This window comes from Gordonia polyisoprenivorans, assembly GCF_017654315.1.
In the GTDB taxonomy this organism is placed as follows: Bacteria; Actinomycetota; Actinomycetes; order Mycobacteriales; family Mycobacteriaceae; genus Gordonia; species Gordonia polyisoprenivorans_A.
This window is the reverse complement of record NZ_CP072203.1, coordinates 4,574,168-4,594,239: the sequence shown is the minus strand read 5'-3', so window position 1 is coordinate 4,594,239 and position 20,072 is coordinate 4,574,168. Positions and strand designations below refer to the sequence as shown.

Genomic DNA, 20,072 nt, shown 5'->3' with positions numbered 1-20,072 from the left:
CGGTTCGCATCGCCCTGCGGACCGCTCGATCGGTGGCAGAATTCGTCACATGGCACACCCTCGAGCCGGTACCCCGGCACTGCCCGAAGACCTCATCGACGTGGCCGCAGTGGAAAAGGCCTACTACGAACGCACTCCTGACCCCGATGATCCGTTGCAGCAGGTCGTGTTCGGCACGTCCGGCCACCGCGGATCGAGTCTGGACTCCTCGTTCAACGAGGCGCACATCCTCGCGACGACCCAGGCGATTGTCGAGTACCGGACGGGCGCCGGGATCGGCGGGCCGTTGTTCATCGGATTCGACACGCATGCGCTGTCGATCCCGGCATGGCGTACCGCACTCGAGGTCCTCGCCGCCAACGGCGTCACCACGCTCACCGCCGAGGGGGACTCCTTCACCCCGACGCCTGCGGTGAGTCGCGCGATCCTGCAGTTCAATGCCGAGAATCCGGGTGTGGAGTCCGACGGCATCGTCGTCACCCCGTCGCACAATCCGCCGCGTGACGGCGGGTTCAAGTACAACCCGCCGTCGGGTGGACCGGCCGACACGTCGATCACCTCCTGGGTGGCCGCGCGCGCCAACGAACTGCTGCGTGCCAAGCTCGTCGGCGTCAAGCGGATTCCGTTCGAGCAGGCCCGGACCGGCGAGTTCGTCACCGACTATCCGTTCATGATGCGGTATTGCGACGGGCTGGCCGACGTGGTCGACATGGCCGCGATCCGCTCCGCGGGCTTCCGCATCGGCGCCGACCCGCTCGGCGGAGCCTCGGTCGGATACTGGGCGGCCATCGGATTCCGCTACAACCTCGACACGCTCACCGTGGTCAATCCGACCGTCGATCCGACGTTCTCGTTCATGACCCTCGACACCGACGGCAAGATCCGGATGGACTGCAGTTCACCGAATGCCATGGCCTCACTGATCGGTGCACGCGATCACTACGACATCGCCACCGGCAACGACGCCGACGCCGACCGGCACGGGATCGTGACCCCGGATGCAGGCCTGATGAACCCGAATCATTATCTGGCCGTGGTGATCGACTACCTGTTCACCCATCGGCCCGGATGGTCGGAGCAGGCCGGGGTCGGCAAGACCCTGGTCTCGTCGTCGTTGATCGATCGGGTGGTCGGTGCCATCGGGCGACGTCTCGTCGAGGTGCCGGTCGGGTTCAAGTGGTTCGTCGACGGACTCCTCGACGGCTCGATCGCCTTCGGCGGCGAAGAGAGTGCGGGAGCGTCGTTCCTGACCTTCGACGGCAAGCCGTGGACCACCGACAAGGATGGGATCATCCTGGATCTGCTGGCCTCGGAGATCCTCGCGGTGACCGGCAAGACGCCCTCGCAGCGTTACCGTGAACTCGCCGACGCCTTCGGCGAATCCGCTTACGCGCGTATCGATGCGCCGGCGTCGCGGGAGCAGAAGGCGGTTCTGGCGAAGTTGTCGGCCGACCAGATCTCTGCGACCGAACTGGCCGGGGAGAAGATCACCGCGATCATGACCGAGGCACCCGGCAATGGTGCGGCGATCGGCGGAGTGAAGGTCACCACCGAGAACGCATGGTTCGCAGCACGGCCGTCGGGCACCGAGGACGTGTACAAGATCTACGCCGAATCCTTCAAGGGGCCTGAGCATTTGGCCCAAGTCCAGGTGCAGGCACAAGAGGTGGTCGACGCGGCACTGGCGTGAGCGTGCCCCGATGAGAACGTTGGAGCCGTTGAGCGCACCCGTCGAGCCGATCGTCGCGTTGCAGCGGATCGCGTGGTTGCTCGAGCGCCAGCGGGAGAGCACCTATCGGGTGGAGGCGTTCCGCAAGGCGGCCAGGGCCGCGGCCCGACTCGACCTAGGTGATCTCGAGAGTCGTTCGCGGGAAGGCAGTCTGACGTCGATCACGGGTATCGGCAAGACCACCGCCACGGTCATCGCCGAGGCCCTCGACGGAGATCTGCCGGAGTATCTGGCGCGTCTGCAGTCGACGGAGTCGCCGTATCCGCCCGGCGCCGCCGCCGACCTCGTCGCCGCGGCGCGCGGGGACTGCCACAGCCATACCGACGCCAGCGATGGCGGTGCCCCGCTGACGGAGATGGCAGCGGCGGCGACCGCATTCGGACTCGAGTGGCTCGCGGTCACCGACCACTCGCCGAGGTTGACCGTGGCACGCGGTCTCAGTGCAGAACGGCTCGCCGATCAGATCGAGCAGATCGAGGCCTACAACCGCGGGGCGAACATGACCGGGAGGCGGCTGCCCGACACGCAGGTTCGATTGCTGGCGGGAATCGAGGTCGACATCCTCGACGACGGTGCACTCGATCAGACCGATGCGCTCCTCGACCGGCTCGACATCGTCACCGCCTCGGTGCATTCGGCCCTGCGGATGGAGCACGACGCCATGACGCGGCGATTGGTGGCAGCCGCGACCGACCCGCGGGTCGACGTGCTGGGACATTGCACCGGGCGGCGCGTACTCACCGGCCGCGGACACCGTCCACCGTCGAGTTTCGACGCCCGAGAAGTGTTCGAGGCGTGCGCAACCCATCAGACCGCGGTCGAGATCAATTCGCGCCCCGAACGTGTCGACCCGCCTGACGAACTCGTCACCATGGCGATCGAGGCGGGCTGCCTGTTCGCGATCGACTCCGATGCGCACGCACCGGGGCAGCTCGAGTTCACCGTGCTCGGCGCGCAGCGCGCCCACGAGCACGGCATCGACCCGGATCGCATCATCACCACCTGGCCGGTGGACCGGTTGCTGGCGTGGGCCGGTCATCGGTGAGCGTGGGTGCGTCAGCGGGCGAGCCGTGCGCGCAGCCACGTGTCGACATCATCGACTGCCCGCCGGCCGATGGGTGTGTCATGCATCGTGAAACCATGCGGTGCAGCCGGATACAGCCGTAGATCGACGTCGTTTCCCGCGGCGGTGAGCCGGGCGAGCATGGCGAGATTGTCGGCCAGCACCACATCGTCCTCCCCGATGACGACGAGCACCGGCGGCAGGCCCCGTAGATCGCCGAAGATCGGTGAGATGTCGGCAACGGTGCGGTCGGTGACATGACCGACGTACGCCTCGATGAAGTACTCGTCGGCAATTGTTGCACCGGAGGGGGTGTGGGCACTGAGGTCGTAGCTTCCGGCCTCGAGGACCACGCCGTCGACCTCGGAAACCACGCCGGCATCGCGCAGGCGGAGAAGTGTCGTCATCGCCAACGTGGCGCCGGCCGACATGCCACCGAGGGTCAGGGCGGTGGTGCCGAATCGTTCGGTGCCCGTCGCGATCAGCCACGATGCCACCGCCGCACAGTCGTCGGGGGCTGCCGGCCACGGCGACTCGGGGGCGAGGCGGTAGTCGACGCCGATCACCACCGCGTCGAGGGCGTCGGCGCGGCGTGCGTTCTGCGCGTCGTGCCGGGCGGCGGAATCCATGTAGAACCCGCCACCGTGCAGGTGGAGGTGAATGCCCGTGGGGTGCCCGGAATCGGGCAGGAGAATGCGGATCGGGATTCGGTGGCCGTCGACCTCGATGATCTCGGAGCGGGCTCGGGTCGGTGCCTGCGGGTCGACGGCTCGCGCGGCCCTGACGGCGGCGAGCTCGGTCGCCGAGCGCGGTCCGACACCGCCGACCCGGGTGGCATAGAACGCGCGGGTGTCGGCGAGATCCGCCGCCGACACCGGTTGCCGCAGATCGGCCAGGCCCAGCTTCACCACGGTTCCGTCATCGTCACGGCACCCACGATAGCGATCGGGGTCGCCGGGTGCCGCGGACCCTGCGGGGGTAGCGTCGGTGGTACACGCGAGAGGGAGCGGGCGTGAAGGCGACACACGGAACCAGTAGTGCATTCCGTCGGTATCGGTCGGTACCGACGCCCGTCGACGATGTTCTCCTGCTCGCAGAGGGGAGTCGCTGATCGGACTGTACTTCGCCAATCACCTTGTTCCTGAGTCGGAATGGGGATCGGTGGCCGGTGACGACGACCCAGTACTGAGCCCGGCGGTCGCTCAGCTCGACGAGTACTTCGCCGGACTCCGTCAGGACTTCGATCTGCCGCTTCTGCCGCGAGGGGGAGCCCTGGCCGAATCGATATGGCGACTCCTGCTCGACATCCCGTACGGCACGACGACGAGCTACGGTGCCATCGCGACGCAGCTCGGCGACCGATCACTGGCGCAGCAGGTAGGCCAAGCGGTGGGCCGGAATCCGATCGCGATCATCATTCCGTGCCATCGGGTGATCGGCGCCGACGGTTCGCTTACTGGATTCGGTGGTGGGCTCGAGCGCAAACGCATCCTGCTGAGTCTGGAGGAACCGTCCGCCGAGGACGCCGGACGGTTGTTCTGAAGCCCTGCCCTTTCCGTGCTCGAGACGCCTTTTCTCAGTGGTCGAGGTGCTCTTTCCTGGTGGTCGAGGTGCGACGAGCGCCAGCGAGGAGCCTCGAGACCCGTTGAGCCACAGCTGGTTCCACCCCACAGCAAAACCCCGTCACCGCGGATAGGTGACAATCACCTGCCCCGCCCGTCGGCTCCGCCACTCCACCCGCCGATCGGTGTACAACGTCGGTACCCACTCCGCGAGATGCTTCCGCTGGTGATCGGCCCGACATAGCGGGATCAGGTCACCGAGCACTGTCCAGCCTCCGGCCTCGGGGTCGGTGTGGTTGAACGGTCGCCAATGATCGAGGTCGCACAGGTGCGACGGCATCCCGCAGTAGGGGTATCGGCACCAGGCGTCGTTGGCGAGCACCTCAGCGCGCAGTGTGGCGCTGGGTGCATAGGTCAGTGCCCCAGGGGGTGGCACGGAGTGACCGCCGTGTCCGGTCGGATCCCCGGGCGGGGCCTGACCATCGGGGGGAGGGGCGAGTGTCGGATGGCGGAAGTCCTCGACCATCGATCGAAAACAACCGAGTGATACTCCTGGCGTTTCCATCCGATGGTCGAGGTGCCGAGGAGCGATAGCGCCGAGCCTCGAGACGGTGAGAATATGGGTAGGGCTTGACCGGGTGTTCTGACTTACCTCGAGACTGACCTCGAATTGGGTGTCTTCAAGTGGACCTGTCGGCATTCGGTGAAGTCCGGAATTGACACCTGGATTCGTGATGACTGGGCCGGGTGAGGTTATGACTTCATAGGAACCTGTCGGCTGCGGTTGGTCCGACTCTTCACCGTCCTGTCTGCCTCACCCGGCGTAGTCATCCTCCACCGAAGTGAAGGAGACAGGAACCGCAATGTCGAGCATGACTGTAGAGGGGGTGTCGACGCAACCGGTGTATGCCGGGGTCGATACCCACAAAGACACCCACCACGCCGGGATCGTTGACGATGATGGCCGGCAGATCAGTGACGCGCAGTTCGGTACTGATCGGGCCGGGAACGAGGCGATGTTGGAGTGGTTGGCCCAGTGGTGGGTGCATCGGGTCGCGGTGGAACAGACCGGTAGTTACGGGTTGGGGTTGACCTCGGTGCTGCGTGAGCATGGTTACACCGTCAAAGAACTCAACCGCCCGGATCCGACGGTGCGGGCCACGGTCGGCAAGTCCGATCCGGTTGATGCCTACACCGCGGCGCAGGCGGCGCGGACCGGGCGTGCCGATATCACTCCGAAGGATCATTCCGGGATCGTTGAGTCGATCCGAATGCTGTCCACGGCAAGGGCTTCGGCGGTCAAAGCGCGTAGTGTCGCGTTGAATCAGATCCGGGATCTGGTGATCACCGCACCGGTGTTACGGGAGAAGCTGGCGGGGTTGACGACCCGGAAAATGGTGGCGGTCATCTGGTCGTGGCGACCCAATCGTGGCGAGTTGGGTGACCCGGTACAGGGTGCGAAACTCGCGTTACGGGGAATCGCCGGACGGGTTCGTGACCTCGATACCGAGATCAAGGCCTACGACACCCAACTCAACACGCTGACCCGCCGGGCCGCGCCGCGGTTGCGGGCCCGCCCGCAGGTCGGTCCGATGATCGCCGCGCAGTTGTTGGTGACCGTCGGGCAATGCCCGGACCGTATCGGTAGTGATGCGCAGTTCGCGCGGCTGGCCGGGATCGCGCCGATCCCCGCGTCCTCGGGGAAGACCAGCCGGATGCGGCTGCACCGCGGTGGGGACCGCCACGCCAACTCCGCGGTCTACCTCGTGGTCATCGGCCGGTTACGTAAACACGAGAAAGCACTCGCCTACCGAGAAAAACGACGAGCCGAGGGAATGGCCGATAAAGACATCATCCGCGCCATGAAACGCCTCGTCGCCCGCGAACTGTTCTACGCCCTCAAAGCCGATCTCAAAGACCTCGACCACACCCCAAAAAACGTCTCCCAGACCCCTTGACACGTTATAGGAACGTCCCCTGTCACCGATCATTGTTCGCATCACCCGCTGAGCTGGAACCAGCACCGGTGCAAGCGGTCTCGAGGCTCGCCGCACGCGGCTCACACCTCGACCATCGGGGGAAACGCTCCGTCGTTCTACTCCGATGGTCGAGGCCTCGAGACCCGGTGAGATGATAGGTATCCGCGTCACTCGCCGAACCGGAACCAGCGCTGGCGCAGGTGGTCTCGAGGCTCGCCGCACGCGGCTCGCACCTCGACCATCGGGGAAGGGGCGGGCGTCGAATGATGGAAGTGCTCGACCATCGGGGGAAGGAATTCTCGATCAAGGGGAGTCGGTCGGGATCGGGGACCACCGCCAGATCTTGGGTGGACGACCGCCGGCGGCGGGCGCGACACCTGCTTCGGTGAGCGTGGTGATCCGGGCGAGGTCGCGATTGAGGTTGGCGCGGTGCACCTCTGCGCCGGTGAGCGAGCGGGTGATCGTGACGGCGTCGGTAGCGGTGAACTCAGGGCCGGTGAGGCCGCGCGTGAAAGTGAGTTCACGCCAGAGTTTCTCGGCAAGGATGGACCGGGTGGCGGTGATGATCTCGGCGTGATCGAACGCGGGTGGGTGGTCGCGGTCGATCGGTGTCCACACGGCCTGTTCCGTCCGGATGTCTGCCGAGTCCCAGAAGGTCGCCCACATGGCCACCGACAGTGACGGTCCGCGTGGATCTCGACTGGGCTCGTCGAAGGTCTGTAGTTGACCGATCGCCGACGGCGGCTCGTCGATGCCGAGTTTCGTGAGGGCTCGTGAGGCGGCATCGGTGAGGCGCTCACCGCTGCGCACGACGACGCCGGGGAGGGCTCGCTCGCCGAGATGCGGTTCGGTCGTACGGCGATGGGTGGCGACGAGCACCGCGCGCGCCTCGGCGTCGTAGGTCAGCGCCACCACATCGACGCTGACGACACTCAGGATGCCGGGCTCGGGCTGGGCCACGTGATACTCCTGTCGGTCCGTGCAGGCCCGGTCGCGCGGATCACGACGGGCGCCCCCGTCGCCTGCGAGATCAACTGTGCCACCCCATCGGCGTCAGCCGGAAGCTGTCGGAGATCCGGCGTGGCGTGCGCGGCGATCTCGGTCAGCCGCGCGAGTGCGGTGAGGTCGCCCCCGCGCGTGGGTGCCAGCGGAGTCGGATCACCGTCCCAGGTGTCTGCGACGCAAAGGCCTGCGGTGCCGAGGACATCGAGGTGCGAGACCGCAACACCGTCGAGCACACCCGCCACGGCCGCGGCATAGCGGAGCGCGGGAATGTCGAGATGTCCTGTCCGCCAGGCACCCTGGTAGCGTCCCTCACGATTGTGGACGTCGGGTAACACGACATCGTCGCTCTCGGTGGGCATCGGACCGTACCCGTGACGTGTTGCGTAACACCGCGTCGTACCCAGAACGTACGGACGGTGGCCGGTGCTTCGCAGCCACTGCACGAGCGGCCCGGGCACGACCGTGGACCACGTGGTGTGCGGGTGAAAGCCGTGCCATTCGTCGAGGAGCGCTCCCTGCGATCCCTCGAAAATGGTGGTACCGGCATCGATCGTCGCGTTCAGGTAGGCGGGCATGTCGTCGACGACGCGAATCGAATCGGCGATCTCACACAGCGTGTCGGCGATGTCGGTAACCGAGTCGACGGGCGCCTCGGCTTCGGGTGCGGCCGCCATCAGCGGTCGTGCGTAGGCCGCCAGCGCGTCGAGGGCACGGATCGTTGCTCGGCGATCACGGAGCAGGCCGAGAGTGGGCACAGCTGCATCCGGAGCGTCGGCATGCATCACGAAGTTGCCGACCCGCTGCCCCCGCCGGGCACCGGACTCCACTGCCAATGCATAGGCGGTGGTCTCGCCGATACCCTCACCGGTGGAGCCATGACGGGCGTTGCCACGCAGCGCTTCTCGGGCGCGATTCATGGCGATGTGCAGCGGTGTGGTGACCTGGCAGCGGGCGTCGGCGGTGAGCAATCCGAACGGGTTGCGGATACCGGCGTCGGCCAGTTCCGCCGCCTCTTGCGCCAACCGCAGGGGATTGACCATCATCGGGGCGGCGAGCAGGGTACGCACGTCGAGGAAACTCGCCGACCCGAACTGTCGGAAGGTGTGGTGCCGGCTGCCGTGGCACACGTTGTGGGCGGCCTGTGCGCCACCGGAAAACCGCACCACCGCAGTGGTATCGGGGATCATCGACGCCAAGAAGTCCACGGTCGCTCCCTTGGCCTCATCGCCGTACCCGAGACCGACGACGATGACGGGAGCGCCGGGCGCGCGCCCGGGCAGGATCTCTGCACCGGGCGCGGCCGTGGTCGACGCCGTCGTGGTTCTCACAGGTCCGCCGGCAACGTGCCGGTCCCGGTGATCGGACGGGGAGTCACCTGCGCCAATGCCTTCCCGACCGCGGATGCCGCGGCAGCACCGGCATCACGCAGATCGGCCACGCCCTCATCGACGGTGATGGCATTCTCCATCACCCCGATGGTCAGCGCGATCAGATCGGCGACCGCGTCGGGATCGTCGAGCTTGAGGAATCGCTCGCCGACGATGGCCCGCCAGTGGTCCTCGATCTGCGGATCGTCGTAGTAGCTGGTCAGATTCGGCAGGATGTAGTGAATGTGGAAGCGCTGAGCCAATTCTCGATAGACGGCGGCGACGTCACGATCCTCACCGATGTCGTCGCCGATGAACCGGCGTACGGAATCCGCGTAGAGCACATCCTTGTTCATCTCGTCGCCGATGAAGAACACGTGGCCCTTGCGGCCGCGCCGGTCCCAGGCATCGGTGACGACCCGAGTGGCCAGGAAGTACGCGGCCAGTGCGTACCCCTCACGCTTGTCGCCTCCGCCGCCGCCCTCGAGGTAGATGTCGCGCAGCTGTTCGTCGATGCGGTTGTCGGACTCGAATTGGCCGATCTGTAGTGGCACGACATCGAATTGGTCGTCGCCGATGGCTCCGACCATGATCTGGGGATCGTCGACGTAGCCGCCGCGGGTCAACAGACCGAGCAGATCGCCGAGACGTTTCTGGACGGTGATCGGCACGCGGCCCATCGAGCCCGTGACATCGAAGAGGACGACGATCGGGGTCGACCGGGGGTGGTCGATGCTGTCACGTGACTCGCGTGTGGTGACGCCGTGGGCGTTGAGCGAGGGCGCCGCGACGCGCAGGTGACGTGGCGTCTCACGCATCCGGGCCGAGTAGCCGAAGTCGTCGGCGCCGGCTGCCCGGCGGGCGGCCGCGGCGCTGCGAAATGCGCTGGTGTCCCAATATCCCTGTCCCATGATGGATTCCTATCTGGTGGTGAAGATGTGGAGGTGGCTGTCACGCCGTCATCGGCTGTGGTCTCGGCAGCGTGAACGGCCGGAATCGGCGCGGACCGTAGAGCGCCGACAACAACAGGTCGTATTCGTGTAGCCAGGTTTCCGGGTCGAGAGTCTCGGCAGCACAGGCGAATGCTCGTTGTCGAGGACAGCGGTCGCCCAGCATGACGCCGAACAACCGTGCCACGGCGTTCCCGTCGCGTGCCGGCGGGCTGCGGTCCCCGGTGGTGTCGGGGCCGGTCCACCCTGTCAACACGACACCGTGTTCGTCGGGATGGATCAGAACGGAGTGGACGCCGAGGTTGCCGTGCGGCCGATCGGCAGCGGCGAGGGTCATGACGATGCGGCGCACCATCCACGCCCAGTCGCGGCCGTCGAGTCCGGCGGGATACGACGCGTGCACCTCGTCCAGGCAGACCATTCCGGCGGGTACCCGGTAGGCGACCCAGGGATGGCCGTCGGTGACGGCGGTGTCGATGACGCTCGGCGCGAAAGCCCGCATACCGTGGCCGGCCAGATGGGCGGCGACCGTCGGCAGCGCAATCACACCCTCGACGCCGGCGATGCGCCCGATCTCGACACGAATATCGGGGTCGTCGGTGCGATACGCGCTCATCTGGTCGGTGACCCAGAGGCGTTCGCGCAGAACGTGGGTGGTCGCCCCGGTCACGAATGCCGTGGTGTCACCGGTGCCCGACGCAGCCGTCACCGTCTCGCACCAGGCGCAATACAGCGCGTTGAGGGTCAGTGCGGCGTCGCGGGCAACCTCCGGCGACAGTCCGAGGATCGTCGCGCGGTCGGGGTGTACCGCGGCGAGTAGGGCGCGGTGACGGCGGCGTGCCGCGCGCTGGGCGGACGGATCGGTCGGTGTTCCCGCGAACACGTCGCCGGGTCGGCGGGCGTTCTCGATTAGCCGGACGATCTCGAAGGGGTCGTACTCGTTCATGCCTTTTACTCTAAACGAGTAATAGCCAGGACGCAACGGTGTCGGTCGAACAGCTGACCGCAGACGGTCAGAGGTGGTCCAGCGCCGCCGCGAGTCGTCGGACGCCCTCGTCGAGTTCCGCCGGTGGCAGCGTCGCGAAACTCAGTCGCAGGTACTCGCCGAGATCGTCGGAGACGGCGAACGCACGTCCCGGCACGAAGGCGACACCCTGGTCGACGGCGGCAGGCAGGAGGTTGGAGGTATCGACGGCGTGCAGGCGCGCCCAGCAGAACATCCCGCCCTCCGGTGGGCGCCAGTCGATCCGGCTCCCGAGATGGCGGTCGAGTGCATCGGTCAGCGCGGTTGCCCGAACCCGGTACTGCGCGCACAGGCGATCCACGTGGTCGGCGAGCCACCCGGTGTCGCTGAGCAGGTCGGCGGTCATCAGTTGACTGAACGCCGAGCCGCAGAGGTCGGCACTCTGACGCAGGCGCTCGACCATGCCGACGATCGACGGCGGTGCCTGCATCCAGCCCACCCGCAACGCCGGTGCGAGGATCTTCGACGCGCTGCCGAGTCGGATGACCCGATCGCCGGGGATCGGGGCGATCGGGTCGCCGGTGAATCGCAACGCACCATAGGGGTCGTCCTCGATCACGAGAAAACCGTACTGATCGGCGAGTTCAGCGAGTCGTATGCGGGTATGCGCGCTCGCGGTGACGCCTGACGGATTGTGAAAGTTGCTGACCGTGTGCACGATCCGGGGCCGTAGCCCGGACCGAAGCCGTGTCTCGAGCTCGGCGACGTCGGTGCCGGCGCCGGTGATGGGTAGGGCGACAATTCGAGCGCACACGGCTTGAAAGCTTTGCAGCGCACCCACATACACCGGGTCGTCGACGACGACCGTCGATCCGGGATCGACGAGCGCCTGTGCCAGCAGCGAGAGTGCCTGCTGTGAACCATGGGTGATGAGGATCTGCTCGGGAGCGGCGCCCTGCAGGTGGGCGATGGCCTCGCGGCACCGCGTAACGCCGGTGCTCGCCGTGTATTGGAGCGCCGAAGCGTCGGCGATCGCGCGCTGCGCCGCAACCGCGATCCGTGCGGTGGGGATGAGGTCGGTGGCAGGCAAACCGCCCGCGAGGCTGAGCACACCGGGCCGTTCGGTGACCGCGAGGAGATCTCGGATGGCCGACCCGCGGATCGACTCGAGGGCGCGCGATGGGGGAATGGACAAGGCAGACATGGGGCATCACTTCCGAAGGGGCTGGTGGGGAAAGTGATGCGGGTGGTCACCGGATCGGCATCCGGGGTTCGATGCCTGACCAGACGGTAGCGCGCGGTATCCAAATGATGAAACCACTTTCCCATTTGTTGGGATGACCGACTGGTGGTGTGCGTCGCTGCGCATCGGGCGACACGCGGCTTGACCTTGACGCGGCGTCAACGTGTGTACTGCGATCACCACAGGCGAGAAAGGGGTGCCGATGCGGATCGGGCAGGTGGCACGGCTGGCGGGCGTCAGCACGCGCACCATCAGGTACTACCACCGGCTCGGGTTGCTTCCCGAGCCGGCACGGGATTCCAACGGATACCGAAGCTACGCACTCGACGACGTGGTGGCTCTCCTGAGGATTCGTCGGCTCACCGCACTGGGATTGGCGCTCGATGAGGTCCGGGACGTCCTTGCCGAGGACGGGGCGGCCGACCTCGACGACGTTTTGACCGAGCTCGACGCGGACCTCGCCCGTCGAGCCGAGGCGATCCAACGGCAGCGGCAGCGGATCGCCGATCTACGCGGCACGTTGTCGGCCGGCGTGCCACGGGATGAGGTCGCCGACATCGCGGACCGACTGGCCGAGATCTACTCCGGCGCGGAGACAACAGTGGAAATCGAGCATTCGCTGTTGGAGGTCTTCACCGAGCTCGATCCGCAGGTCACCTCGCTGTATCGTTCCGCCCTCGCCGACGAGAACATGGCAGCGCGTGGTGCCGAGCTCGCAACGTGCTTCGAGGCTCTGGCGACGGCCGACCCGGGAGACGACGAAGTGGAATGCCTGGCCCGCGACATCGTCGCCTGCAGCAGGGAACTCGGCGAGGTGGCGCGTGGCGAACTCGAGAGAATCGACTTCGGGGGCCGGTTCGGAACCGACGATCTGCTCGACGCACTCACCGGCGCAGACGAACTGTCGGACGCGCAACGCCGATGCGTGCAGCGAATGGTGGCATTGGGCCGGCAGGCGTGGTCATGACGGCCGCGAAAAAGCTGATCGTGCGGCCGATACGCGCGGAAACGCGTCGAGTCGCGGCCCTGACCGCATGGGTCCGGCGTGCGAGACCAACGGGTGACGCCTTCGGCTACCACCGCGACCTTCACCTCATCCTGTGGACCGCCGGGATACTGACCGTGGTGGAAGGCGCTCTCACCCATCTGATCCTGGTGCTGATCTTCGGACATCCGCCATGGGTGTGGATCGTGTTGGGGCTGCACATCTATGGCGTGTACTGGTTGTTCGGACTGCTGGCCGGGATGATGACCCGCCCGCACACGGTCGACGGCCCGATCGTGCATCTGCGCAACGCGTCCGGGACACACGTGTCCTTCCCAGTCGCCGATGTCGACTCGGTCGTACTCGGCGAGCGCTCGGAGTTCGGCCATTCTCGCTGGCGGACAAGCGATGACGGCCGAACGGCCACGATCGCTTCCGGGCCGGCAGTACTTCGCGTCGACCTCGTCGAGAATGCCGGCGTCATCCTCGACGGCAGCCCGATGCCGCTGGCCCCGAAGCATATTCATGTCAGTGCCGATGCCCCGCGGGAGTTCGCCGCGCGTCTCACCACAGCATTGTCGCGGCAGCCCGACGTCGGACGATGCGGGCCGGTACCGGCTCGGCGGCCACCATCGTGAATGGGACGGTGAGGGGGAAGTCCTCTCGGGTGGACACGATCTCCACCTGTCCGATGATGGTGGCGAGTGCCAACGTCGCCTCGAGCATGGCGAAATGATCGCCGATGCACGAGCGCGGACCCGCACCGAACGGCAGATACTGCCAGCGGTCGAGCTGTTTGGCGCGCGCGGAGACGAACCGGTCCGGATCGAAGGTCAGCGGGTTCTCCCAGGCAGCCAGCGGTCCTGCGTCATGTCGAAGAGGTTCTCGCCGGCGAGGTCACCAAGACCATCGGCGCGGCCAGCCAGGCCGGGCCGACGCCGACGTTCGTCACGTCGCCGCCGGCGTCACGCAAGACCTCCTGGCCGTTGTGCAGAGCGCGCAATTCCTTGATACGTCGCATTCCCGAGAGTCGACAGCGCGGCGGTGGTGGTAACCCGCTCGGATCGGTGTCGTGGCGGCGCCGGACATGCGGGTGTTCACGAGACGCGCCTGTCGATTGTGTTGGGGCCGAAGAAGGTTGGGCCATGATGGTGCCTCCGGGGGTGACGGTGAGCAGCAAGGGTTGTCGGACAATCGCACCATTGGTCCGATGTCCGGCGCCTCCGTCATTTAGATGAGGTGTTCGCTCCTGATGGCGTGTACGCAAGGCGGGCGGCGAGCACCGCGAGTTCGGCCTGCCGCGAGGTGTTGGTCTTGTCGAACACATGCTGCAGGTGGGTTCGGATCGTGGAGCGGGCCACGTGCAAGCGGTCGGCGATCTCGGTGAGGTCGAGGCCGGCGGCAAGCAGCGCCGCCACCCGAGCCTCGGTGTCGGTGAGACCGAAGCACTGTCGCAGCGGCTCGGGTGCATACGACGTGTTGTCGAGCTCGGCGTCGATCACGACGACGAGCGCTCGGAGCACCGAGCCCTGTCCGGCCAGCGGTGAAACGGCGGCCACGAGCGGTCGGCGACCGGACGGCCTCGGGATCACCACACCCGAGCCGCGTCGGATGCCGTGCGTGGTGGTGGCCTGGTCGAGGGCGGTGCGGAACTCGCCGTAGGCGCGCGGGGCGGCGACGAGTCGGCCTGACGGATCGACGCGCAACCCGTCGGCCTTGCCGACGAGCGTGTGTGCGGCCGGGTTCGCGAACTCGACCTCGGCGTCGGCGCGCAGCACCAGCACCGCTCGGTCGACGGCGTCGAGGGCCGACGGCAGGCTCGGGTCGAGCTCGCCCAGTCCGACGGTTCGTGCCCCGATCGCAATGGCCCGTCGCAGGTGAGGGGAGAGGAGCGCCACTGCGGCGATCCGCTCGCGGGTGGCGAAGGGATCGTCCCGACGTTCGTGGGCGCATACGAATGTGGTGGATCGGTCGACGCGGACGATTATCCCGTCGCCCATGCCGTTGCGTCGCACCCAATCGGCGTAGAACTCGGTATCGGTGTGCGGCCAGATGAGGTCGGCACCCGAGAGGGGAACCCCGATGGGGCCGGCCTCGACCTCGGCGACGACATGGTCGAGCGGTGCGTAATGGTCCATGTACTCCGTCACCGCGCCGGGTTCGAGCATCGACGCCATGATCGCGCGAGAACCGGCCGCATCCGTACGGATGATCCCGCCGCCGGTCGCTCCGACGAGGGCGTAGACGGCCGAGAGCGCATCGTGCCAACTCTCGGCGGCCGTGCCGGCGGCATAGATCCGTTCTATCGTGGCGGACAAGTGGCCGGCATCCATGGGCACTCCAGATGCTTTAGGGCGTTGAGCTGCGGAGTTGCCGACAATGATCCCACATTCCGGACCACATGTCGTCTGTGTGGCAGACACACCAGTGGCACATGACCGCGGGCGAGCACTGCGGCCCGGGCTCGGAGCAAACTCACAGCAGATGCGAAACTTCGAAGCCTATCGTCAATTGTCATGGCCTCCTTCACCAGAGAACTCATCGGCCGGTATCCCGCCGCCGTCATCGGCTCGGGCCCACCGCTGGTGGTACTCACCGGACTGACCCCGTCCACGGGGATCACCGGCGATGGCTTTGTCCGGGGCTCGTGTGCGCCGCTACGCGAGGTCACCGGTCGACAGTTGATCGTCATCAACCGTCGTCCCGGCCTCCGGTCGCCAATGACGATGAGTGAGATGGCCGACGACCTCGCCGAGTCGCTACGCGATCACCTCGATGGGCCGGCGGAGGTCCTGGGGGAGTCGACCGGCGGCAGCATCGCGCAGCAACTCGCCGCCGACCACCCCGATCTCGTTGACCGGCTGATCCTCGTCAGCACCGGCTGCCGGCTCAGCGCATCGACGCGAGAGTTCCAGGCAGCTGTCGGCGACCTCGTCGAACGTGGCGAGAATCGGCGGGCCATGGCGATGACGGTCGCCGATCTGGTGCCGCGAGGCACGCGGACGCTGGCCTATGGCGCGGGATGGCTGGGGGCGCACCGCATGATGGACGACGCGGCGGCTGCGGATCTCGTGACCACGATTCGCGCCGAGGACGGCTTCGACCTCGCGAAGGCGCCGACGATCAAGGCCCGCACTCTCATCGTTGGCGGCCGTCGAGACCGCTTCTACGACGCCGAATTGTTCTCCGAGACAGAGCGACTCATTCCGCACAGCACGTTGCTGATGGTCCCGCGCCGCGGCCACGTCACCGTGATGAGTTCGCCACGCGCGCGGATGGCCGTCGCCGGGTTTCTCGGCGCCTGAGTGGGACTCCGACGCCTCTTTTCGCAGCCCGGCCGCGCGAATTCACGAACGCTTGACGTAGAGGCCGGACATCCCCGAGATCGATCCGGACACGGTGATGATCGGTCCGCCAAGCTGCGACGGTGATCCGGCCTTGTCCTTGATCGACGACCATCCTGACCTCGATAGGTCCGGATAGCGGATCTCTTGATTGCGCCCCAGCTTGAGCTTCACGCTCGTGGCCGACACCTGCACCTCCAGGTCGAGGGCCGGCCCAAGGAAGACGGCGCTGGTGAAATCGAGATCGGCCGTACCCATCGACCCGGTGACGAGGATGCGTGGCGGTACCTCCCACACGCCCTTGCGGCGCACGGTCTCCCAGTTCGCGTCGAGCTGCATCGGAGCAGTCATCGCGAATGACTCCGAGGCGGTCGTCTGCTCGTCGGGGAACAGCACCGCCGCAGTGGGCAGCCCGTCGACGGTCGCACGGAGCTCGCCGCGGTTGCGTGCCGAATACACCGCGCCCGAGCGTTCCTCGAATGCTGCGACGTCGAGATACCCCGACGAGAAGGCGTCGTTGAGGAGGCCGATCGCCCGCTCTCGCTCGGGATGGCCCACCAAGATGTCGTCTTTATCGGTTTCGCCCATGGTCACATGGTAGGGGTGGCGGGCACTGGCCTGCCGGTACATCCGGCCCATGCCGCGGCGGAAAAGCTGTCGCGGGTGGTGCCCGTGGGCGACTACAGTCGCCGCCATGGGAACGCTGAACAGCGCGCCGTCGTCGGCGCTCAACACGAACATGGGTCGGCTGCGTCTCGCCTGACGGCGCGACGACTCATCATCTTTTTCTCGCGCCGTCGACCGAGATGTCCATCCACCTCGGCCGCGAGATCATCGCCGTGTGCGGTTCATCCGCCGCTGCCGGGGTGCTTCACGTCACGATCCACGCTGGAGCGCACCGTGCCCATCTCCTCATCTCATGGCGGACGCCATGAGCTCGGACAGAACTTCCTCGTCCACCAGCCAACCATCCAACGCATCGTCGGTCTCGTCGACATCACCCACGGGCCCATCCTCGAAATCGGCTCAGGCGGTGGCGCGCTCACCGCTCATCTGGCCGCCCTCGACCGGCCGCTGACTGCCATCGACATCGACGCCCACCTCATACAGTCTCTGCAGCAACGGTTTCCGCACATCCGCGCGCAGCATGCCGATGTGCTCAGCCACGTCATCGACGTGCCGGTGGTCGTGGGCAACATTCCGTTCCATCTGACCACCGCCATCCTGCGCAGACTTCTCGGCAACAACACCTGGACGGACGCCGTTCTGTTGGTGCAGTGGGAGGTGGCACGACGCCGCGCGGGCATCGGGGGTGCCACCATGATGACGGCGCAAGCGGCGCCGTGGTTCGACTTCGCGCTGCAAGGCCGTGTTCCGGCCCGCGCTTTTCGTCCGGCACCCACCGTCGACGGCGGAATCCTCACCATCACACGCCGCCGTCGGCCGCTGATCGATCCCCACGACCGACGTCGTTACGAACGGTTCGTTGGTGACGTCTTCACCGGCCGGGGTCGTGGCCTTGCGGCCATTCTGCGCCGCCGCGGCGGTGGTCGTGAGGTTGCCGGCGAGCTGCGCGCAGCGTTGATCCCCCCGAACGCTTTGCCGCGGGACCTCGATGTCGCGCAGTGGGTTTCGCTATGGGACTCGGTCGGCAGGCGTTGACCCGGGCTTCGTTGGTATGCGCGTTGCGGCGTTGGACAGGCGCCGCCGCCGTCGATGACTCCTCGGCGGCGAGCTTCCATCTTGTCGTCTCGCAGGTACGACCCACAGGTGCAGCCAGGTTGGTCGATGCGATCACTTAGATCACAAACCTGGGCGCAGGCGGGGCTGATCGATTGACTGGGGCGCGTAATCGCTTTCGACGCACAAGGACTCCCCATGACCCGACAGCTGCATCTCGGCGGCTTCCTGATCGCCTCACCCGTCACCCATTCGCATGCGGCGTGGCGTCATCCCGGTTCGGAGACCGACTATTTCGGACCTGAGCACTACCATCGGGTGGGGCGCATCCTGGAGCGCGGCAAGTTCGATTTCGCGTTTTTCGCCGATCTCCTGGCCGCGCCGGATCGCTTCGGCGGTGATCAGTCCGAACCGTTCCGTCGCGGTACGCAGGCTGCTGCGACGATCGACCCCAGTCTTGTCGCTGCGTCGCTGGCCGCGGTCACCAGCCGACTCGGCATCGCGGTTACCAAGTCCGCCACGTACTTTCACCCGTATGAGCTGGCACGCGTCTTCGGCTCGCTCGATCATCTGACGCGGGGCCGGATCGCGTGGAACATCGTCACATCGTTGACGCAGGCAGAGGCCCGCAACTTCGGTCATGACGCGCACGTCGACCATGAGGAGCGCTACGCACGAGCCGAGGAATTCGTCTCGACGGCCATCAAACTGTGGTCGAGCTGGGACGCCGACGCGGTGACCGCCGACAAGGTGACCGGCGTGTGGGCGGACCCGACCAAGATCCATCCCGTCGACCACATCGGCGAGCATTACCGCACCCGCGGGCCGCTCAATCAGCCGCGCTCGCCGCAACATCGACCGGTCTTGATCCAGGCGGGATCGTCGGAGACGGGTAAGAACTTCGCTGCCCGGTGGGCCGAGGCGATCTTCGAGATCGATCCGACCCCGGAGGGCCGGCGCGCCTACTACGACGACGTGAAATCGCGCGTCGTGAACTTTGGTCGCAATCCCGACCATGTGAAGGTGTTCCCGTCGTTCATTCCGTTCATCGGCGAGACCGAGTCGATCGCCCGCGAGAAGCAGGCATTCCACAATGAGCTCGCCGACCCGATCTCCGGTCTGATCACGCTGTCGGTGCACACCGACCACGACTTCTCGCAGTACGACCTCGACGCACCCGTCGAGGACGTGAGGGTGAGCGGTACGCAGGGACTGTTCGAGGTTGCACGCAGGCTCAGCCACCGCGACAGCCTGACGCTGCGCGACATCGGCAAGCTCTACGCCCAGGGCGTGCTGCTGCCGCAGTTCGTGGGTACCGCCACCGACGTGGCCGACCAGATCGAGGCGTCCTTCACCGGGGGAGAGGCCGACGGGTTCATCGTGTCCAGTGCTCAGACACCGGGAACGTTCAACGACTTCGTCGACTACGTGGTGCCCGAATTGCAGCGCCGCGGACTGTTCCGACGCGAATACGAGGGAGCGACCCTGCGTGAGCATCTCGGGCTCGGCGACGCCCACGAGGATCTCCCGGCCGACATCCGGGGGGAGGAGAGAGTGTTGGTCGGCTGACGGCTACGAGCGCCGGCTGGTTCGGGTCCGCAACCCGATGCACCACTGAACCAGGCGCGCATTACTCGCTGATTCGGGGACCTGGCGCCGACCGGGCCGAGGCACCTACGGTTGTGTCGTGTTCGATGTTTCGGAGCCGGACCCATCGATGATCGACCTCGCCGTGTTCGTCGAGCGTTCTCCCGAGGTTGCCTGGCGCGTCCTGACACGGCCGGATCTCATCGCCGAGTGGCTGGCGCCCACAACCGGCTTTGAGCCTGTGGTGGGGACGACCTTCATTGTTCAAGTGGCGGTTCCGGACAAACCGGATGCCGAGATGGCTTGCCAGGTCGTCGTGGCTGACGAACCCCACCACCTTGCGTACAGCTGGACCGACCTCCGAGGAAAGCCGCCGCTGCGATGGATGATGGATTACCGACTGATGCCCCATGGCCGCGGCGCTCGATTGTTCTGGCAGATGAGCGGTTTCGATACCGAGGACCGCTATCAGAGGTTTGCGCGCAACGGAATCGAACGGTCTTGGAACCGGACGCTGCTGCCCAAGTTCGCCGAGATCGTGAATGCGCAACGTTGACGCAGGGGCCGATTGGTCCGATCGCACCCGAGCTTGCCTGAATACGAAGAAGCTGAAA

Annotated in this window: 19 protein-coding genes and 2 pseudogenes; 10 read left to right on the top strand and 11 right to left on the bottom strand. The window is 66.5% G+C overall.

What is annotated here, in order from left to right; genetic code table 11:
• Positions 1-49 precede the first annotated feature (49 nt).
• The gene (pgm, locus tag J6U32_RS20825) at positions 50-1,690 is read left to right on the top strand and encodes a phosphoglucomutase (alpha-D-glucose-1,6-bisphosphate-dependent) (RefSeq protein ID WP_208791965.1); all 1,641 of its coding nucleotides are present in this window, start codon (positions 50-52) and stop codon (positions 1,688-1,690) included.
• Positions 1,691-1,700: 10 nt separating this feature from the next.
• On the top strand, positions 1,701-2,774 hold the full coding sequence (locus J6U32_RS20820) for a PHP domain-containing protein (protein WP_208791964.1): 1,074 nt from the start codon (positions 1,701-1,703) through the stop codon (positions 2,772-2,774).
• Positions 2,775-2,785: 11 nt separating this feature from the next.
• Here J6U32_RS20820 and J6U32_RS20815 read toward each other — a convergent pair whose 3' ends face one another.
• Positions 2,786-3,700, bottom strand: a complete 915-nt coding sequence (locus J6U32_RS20815; RefSeq protein WP_432277000.1) for an alpha/beta hydrolase — start codon at positions 3,698-3,700, stop codon at positions 2,786-2,788.
• A 133-nt stretch (positions 3,701-3,833) separates the two neighbouring features.
• On the opposite strand from J6U32_RS20815, the gene J6U32_RS20810 reads away from it, so the two are divergent.
• Positions 3,834-4,334, top strand: coding sequence for a methylated-DNA--[protein]-cysteine S-methyltransferase (locus J6U32_RS20810; RefSeq protein ID WP_432276999.1), 501 nt, complete (start codon positions 3,834-3,836; stop codon positions 4,332-4,334).
• 141 nt (positions 4,335-4,475) lie between these two features.
• On the opposite strand, the pseudogene J6U32_RS20805 reads toward J6U32_RS20810, so the two are convergent.
• A pseudogene (locus J6U32_RS20805) lies at positions 4,476-4,832 on the bottom strand (HNH endonuclease signature motif containing protein); the annotation flags it as partial.
• A gap of 385 nt (positions 4,833-5,217) precedes the next feature.
• Here J6U32_RS20805 and J6U32_RS20800 point away from each other — a divergent pair.
• The gene (locus J6U32_RS20800; RefSeq protein WP_208791962.1) at positions 5,218-6,312 is read left to right on the top strand and encodes an IS110 family transposase; all 1,095 of its coding nucleotides are present in this window, start codon (positions 5,218-5,220) and stop codon (positions 6,310-6,312) included.
• A gap of 324 nt (positions 6,313-6,636) precedes the next feature.
• Here J6U32_RS20800 and J6U32_RS20795 read toward each other — a convergent pair whose 3' ends face one another.
• The 5 genes from J6U32_RS20795 to J6U32_RS20775 form a co-directional block, all read right to left on the bottom strand.
• The gene (locus J6U32_RS20795) at positions 6,637-7,293 is read right to left on the bottom strand and encodes an NUDIX hydrolase (RefSeq protein WP_079930453.1); all 657 of its coding nucleotides are present in this window, start codon (positions 7,291-7,293) and stop codon (positions 6,637-6,639) included.
• The gene (locus tag J6U32_RS20790) at positions 7,266-8,666 is read right to left on the bottom strand and encodes an adenylosuccinate synthetase (protein WP_208791961.1); all 1,401 of its coding nucleotides are present in this window, start codon (positions 8,664-8,666) and stop codon (positions 7,266-7,268) included. The genes J6U32_RS20795 and J6U32_RS20790 overlap by 28 nt, the downstream gene beginning before the upstream one ends.
• Positions 8,663-9,616: a hypothetical protein gene (locus J6U32_RS20785; RefSeq protein ID WP_208791960.1), complete on the bottom strand. Its 954-nt coding sequence runs from the start codon at positions 9,614-9,616 to the stop codon at positions 8,663-8,665. The genes J6U32_RS20790 and J6U32_RS20785 overlap by 4 nt, the downstream gene beginning before the upstream one ends.
• A 40-nt stretch (positions 9,617-9,656) precedes the next feature.
• On the bottom strand, positions 9,657-10,601 hold the full coding sequence (locus tag J6U32_RS20780) for a hypothetical protein (RefSeq protein ID WP_208791959.1): 945 nt from the start codon (positions 10,599-10,601) through the stop codon (positions 9,657-9,659).
• Positions 10,602-10,668: 67 nt separating this feature from the next.
• Positions 10,669-11,823, bottom strand: a complete 1,155-nt coding sequence (locus J6U32_RS20775) for a PLP-dependent aminotransferase family protein (RefSeq protein WP_208791958.1) — start codon at positions 11,821-11,823, stop codon at positions 10,669-10,671.
• A gap of 241 nt (positions 11,824-12,064) precedes the next feature.
• On the opposite strand from J6U32_RS20775, the gene J6U32_RS20770 reads away from it, so the two are divergent.
• Both J6U32_RS20770 and J6U32_RS20765 read left to right on the top strand, forming a co-directional pair.
• Entirely contained in the window at positions 12,065-12,829 is a 765-nt protein-coding gene (locus J6U32_RS20770; RefSeq protein WP_208791957.1) for a MerR family transcriptional regulator, read from the top strand.
• Entirely contained in the window at positions 12,826-13,485 is a 660-nt protein-coding gene (locus tag J6U32_RS20765) for a hypothetical protein (RefSeq protein ID WP_208791956.1), read from the top strand. Before J6U32_RS20770 ends, J6U32_RS20765 begins: the two co-directional genes overlap by 4 nt.
• On the opposite strand, the pseudogene J6U32_RS20760 reads toward J6U32_RS20765, so the two are convergent.
• The 3 genes and pseudogenes from J6U32_RS20760 to J6U32_RS20750 all read right to left on the bottom strand — a co-directional run.
• Positions 13,412-13,696 (bottom strand): annotated as a pseudogene (locus tag J6U32_RS20760) (cytochrome P450); the annotation flags it as partial. The gene J6U32_RS20765 and the pseudogene J6U32_RS20760 overlap by 74 nt on opposite strands.
• A 19-nt stretch (positions 13,697-13,715) precedes the next feature.
• Positions 13,716-13,868 carry a hypothetical protein gene (locus tag J6U32_RS20755; protein ID WP_208791955.1) on the bottom strand — a complete coding sequence of 51 codons (153 nt, stop codon included), beginning with the start codon at positions 13,866-13,868 and terminating at the stop codon, positions 13,716-13,718.
• A gap of 205 nt (positions 13,869-14,073) precedes the next feature.
• The gene (locus J6U32_RS20750) at positions 14,074-15,180 is read right to left on the bottom strand and encodes a helix-turn-helix transcriptional regulator (RefSeq protein ID WP_208791954.1); all 1,107 of its coding nucleotides are present in this window, start codon (positions 15,178-15,180) and stop codon (positions 14,074-14,076) included.
• A 183-nt stretch (positions 15,181-15,363) separates the two neighbouring features.
• Between J6U32_RS20750 and J6U32_RS20745 the strand changes: the two genes are divergently transcribed.
• Positions 15,364-16,152 (top strand): alpha/beta fold hydrolase, encoded by a 789-nt coding sequence (locus tag J6U32_RS20745; protein WP_208791953.1) that lies wholly within the window; start codon positions 15,364-15,366, stop codon positions 16,150-16,152.
• Between the two features lie 42 nt (positions 16,153-16,194).
• Here J6U32_RS20745 and J6U32_RS20740 read toward each other — a convergent pair whose 3' ends face one another.
• Complete coding sequence (locus tag J6U32_RS20740) at positions 16,195-16,779, bottom strand: DUF1707 SHOCT-like domain-containing protein (RefSeq protein ID WP_208791952.1); 585 nt, start codon at positions 16,777-16,779, stop codon at positions 16,195-16,197.
• A 318-nt stretch (positions 16,780-17,097) separates the two neighbouring features.
• On the opposite strand from J6U32_RS20740, the gene erm reads away from it, so the two are divergent.
• From erm to J6U32_RS20725, 3 genes are all read left to right on the top strand, one after another.
• Entirely contained in the window at positions 17,098-17,853 is a 756-nt protein-coding gene (gene erm, locus J6U32_RS20735) for a 23S ribosomal RNA methyltransferase Erm (RefSeq protein WP_208796249.1), read from the top strand.
• A gap of 216 nt (positions 17,854-18,069) precedes the next feature.
• On the top strand, positions 18,070-19,440 hold the full coding sequence (locus J6U32_RS20730) for an LLM class flavin-dependent oxidoreductase (protein ID WP_006368460.1): 1,371 nt from the start codon (positions 18,070-18,072) through the stop codon (positions 19,438-19,440).
• Between the two features lie 118 nt (positions 19,441-19,558).
• On the top strand, positions 19,559-20,014 hold the full coding sequence (locus J6U32_RS20725; protein ID WP_208791951.1) for an SRPBCC family protein: 456 nt from the start codon (positions 19,559-19,561) through the stop codon (positions 20,012-20,014).
• The last annotated feature ends 58 nt before the right edge of the window (positions 20,015-20,072 follow it).

Excerpts from the sequence above, each read along its gene's own strand:
- pgm (WP_208791965.1), top strand. The coding sequence starts at position 50 with ATGGCACACCCTCGAGCCGGTACCCCGGCACTGCCCGAAGACCTCATC.
- J6U32_RS20820 (WP_208791964.1), top strand. The coding sequence starts at position 1,701 with ATGAGAACGTTGGAGCCGTTGAGCGCACCCGTCGAGCCGATCGTCGCG.
- J6U32_RS20800 (WP_208791962.1), top strand. The coding sequence starts at position 5,218 with ATGTCGAGCATGACTGTAGAGGGGGTGTCGACGCAACCGGTGTATGCC.
- J6U32_RS20785 (WP_208791960.1), bottom strand. The coding sequence starts at position 9,616 with ATGGGACAGGGATATTGGGACACCAGCGCATTTCGCAGCGCCGCGGCC.
- J6U32_RS20780 (WP_208791959.1), bottom strand. The coding sequence starts at position 10,601 with ATGAACGAGTACGACCCCTTCGAGATCGTCCGGCTAATCGAGAACGCC.
- J6U32_RS20775 (WP_208791958.1), bottom strand. The coding sequence starts at position 11,823 with ATGTCTGCCTTGTCCATTCCCCCATCGCGCGCCCTCGAGTCGATCCGC.
- J6U32_RS20770 (WP_208791957.1), top strand. The coding sequence starts at position 12,065 with ATGCGGATCGGGCAGGTGGCACGGCTGGCGGGCGTCAGCACGCGCACC.
- J6U32_RS20765 (WP_208791956.1), top strand. The coding sequence starts at position 12,826 with ATGACGGCCGCGAAAAAGCTGATCGTGCGGCCGATACGCGCGGAAACG.
- J6U32_RS20755 (WP_208791955.1), bottom strand. The coding sequence starts at position 13,868 with ATGCGACGTATCAAGGAATTGCGCGCTCTGCACAACGGCCAGGAGGTC.
- J6U32_RS20750 (WP_208791954.1), bottom strand. The coding sequence starts at position 15,180 with ATGGATGCCGGCCACTTGTCCGCCACGATAGAACGGATCTATGCCGCC.
- J6U32_RS20745 (WP_208791953.1), top strand. The coding sequence starts at position 15,364 with ATGGCCTCCTTCACCAGAGAACTCATCGGCCGGTATCCCGCCGCCGTC.
- J6U32_RS20740 (WP_208791952.1), bottom strand. The coding sequence starts at position 16,779 with ATGGGCGAAACCGATAAAGACGACATCTTGGTGGGCCATCCCGAGCGA.
- J6U32_RS20730 (WP_006368460.1), top strand. The coding sequence starts at position 18,070 with ATGACCCGACAGCTGCATCTCGGCGGCTTCCTGATCGCCTCACCCGTC.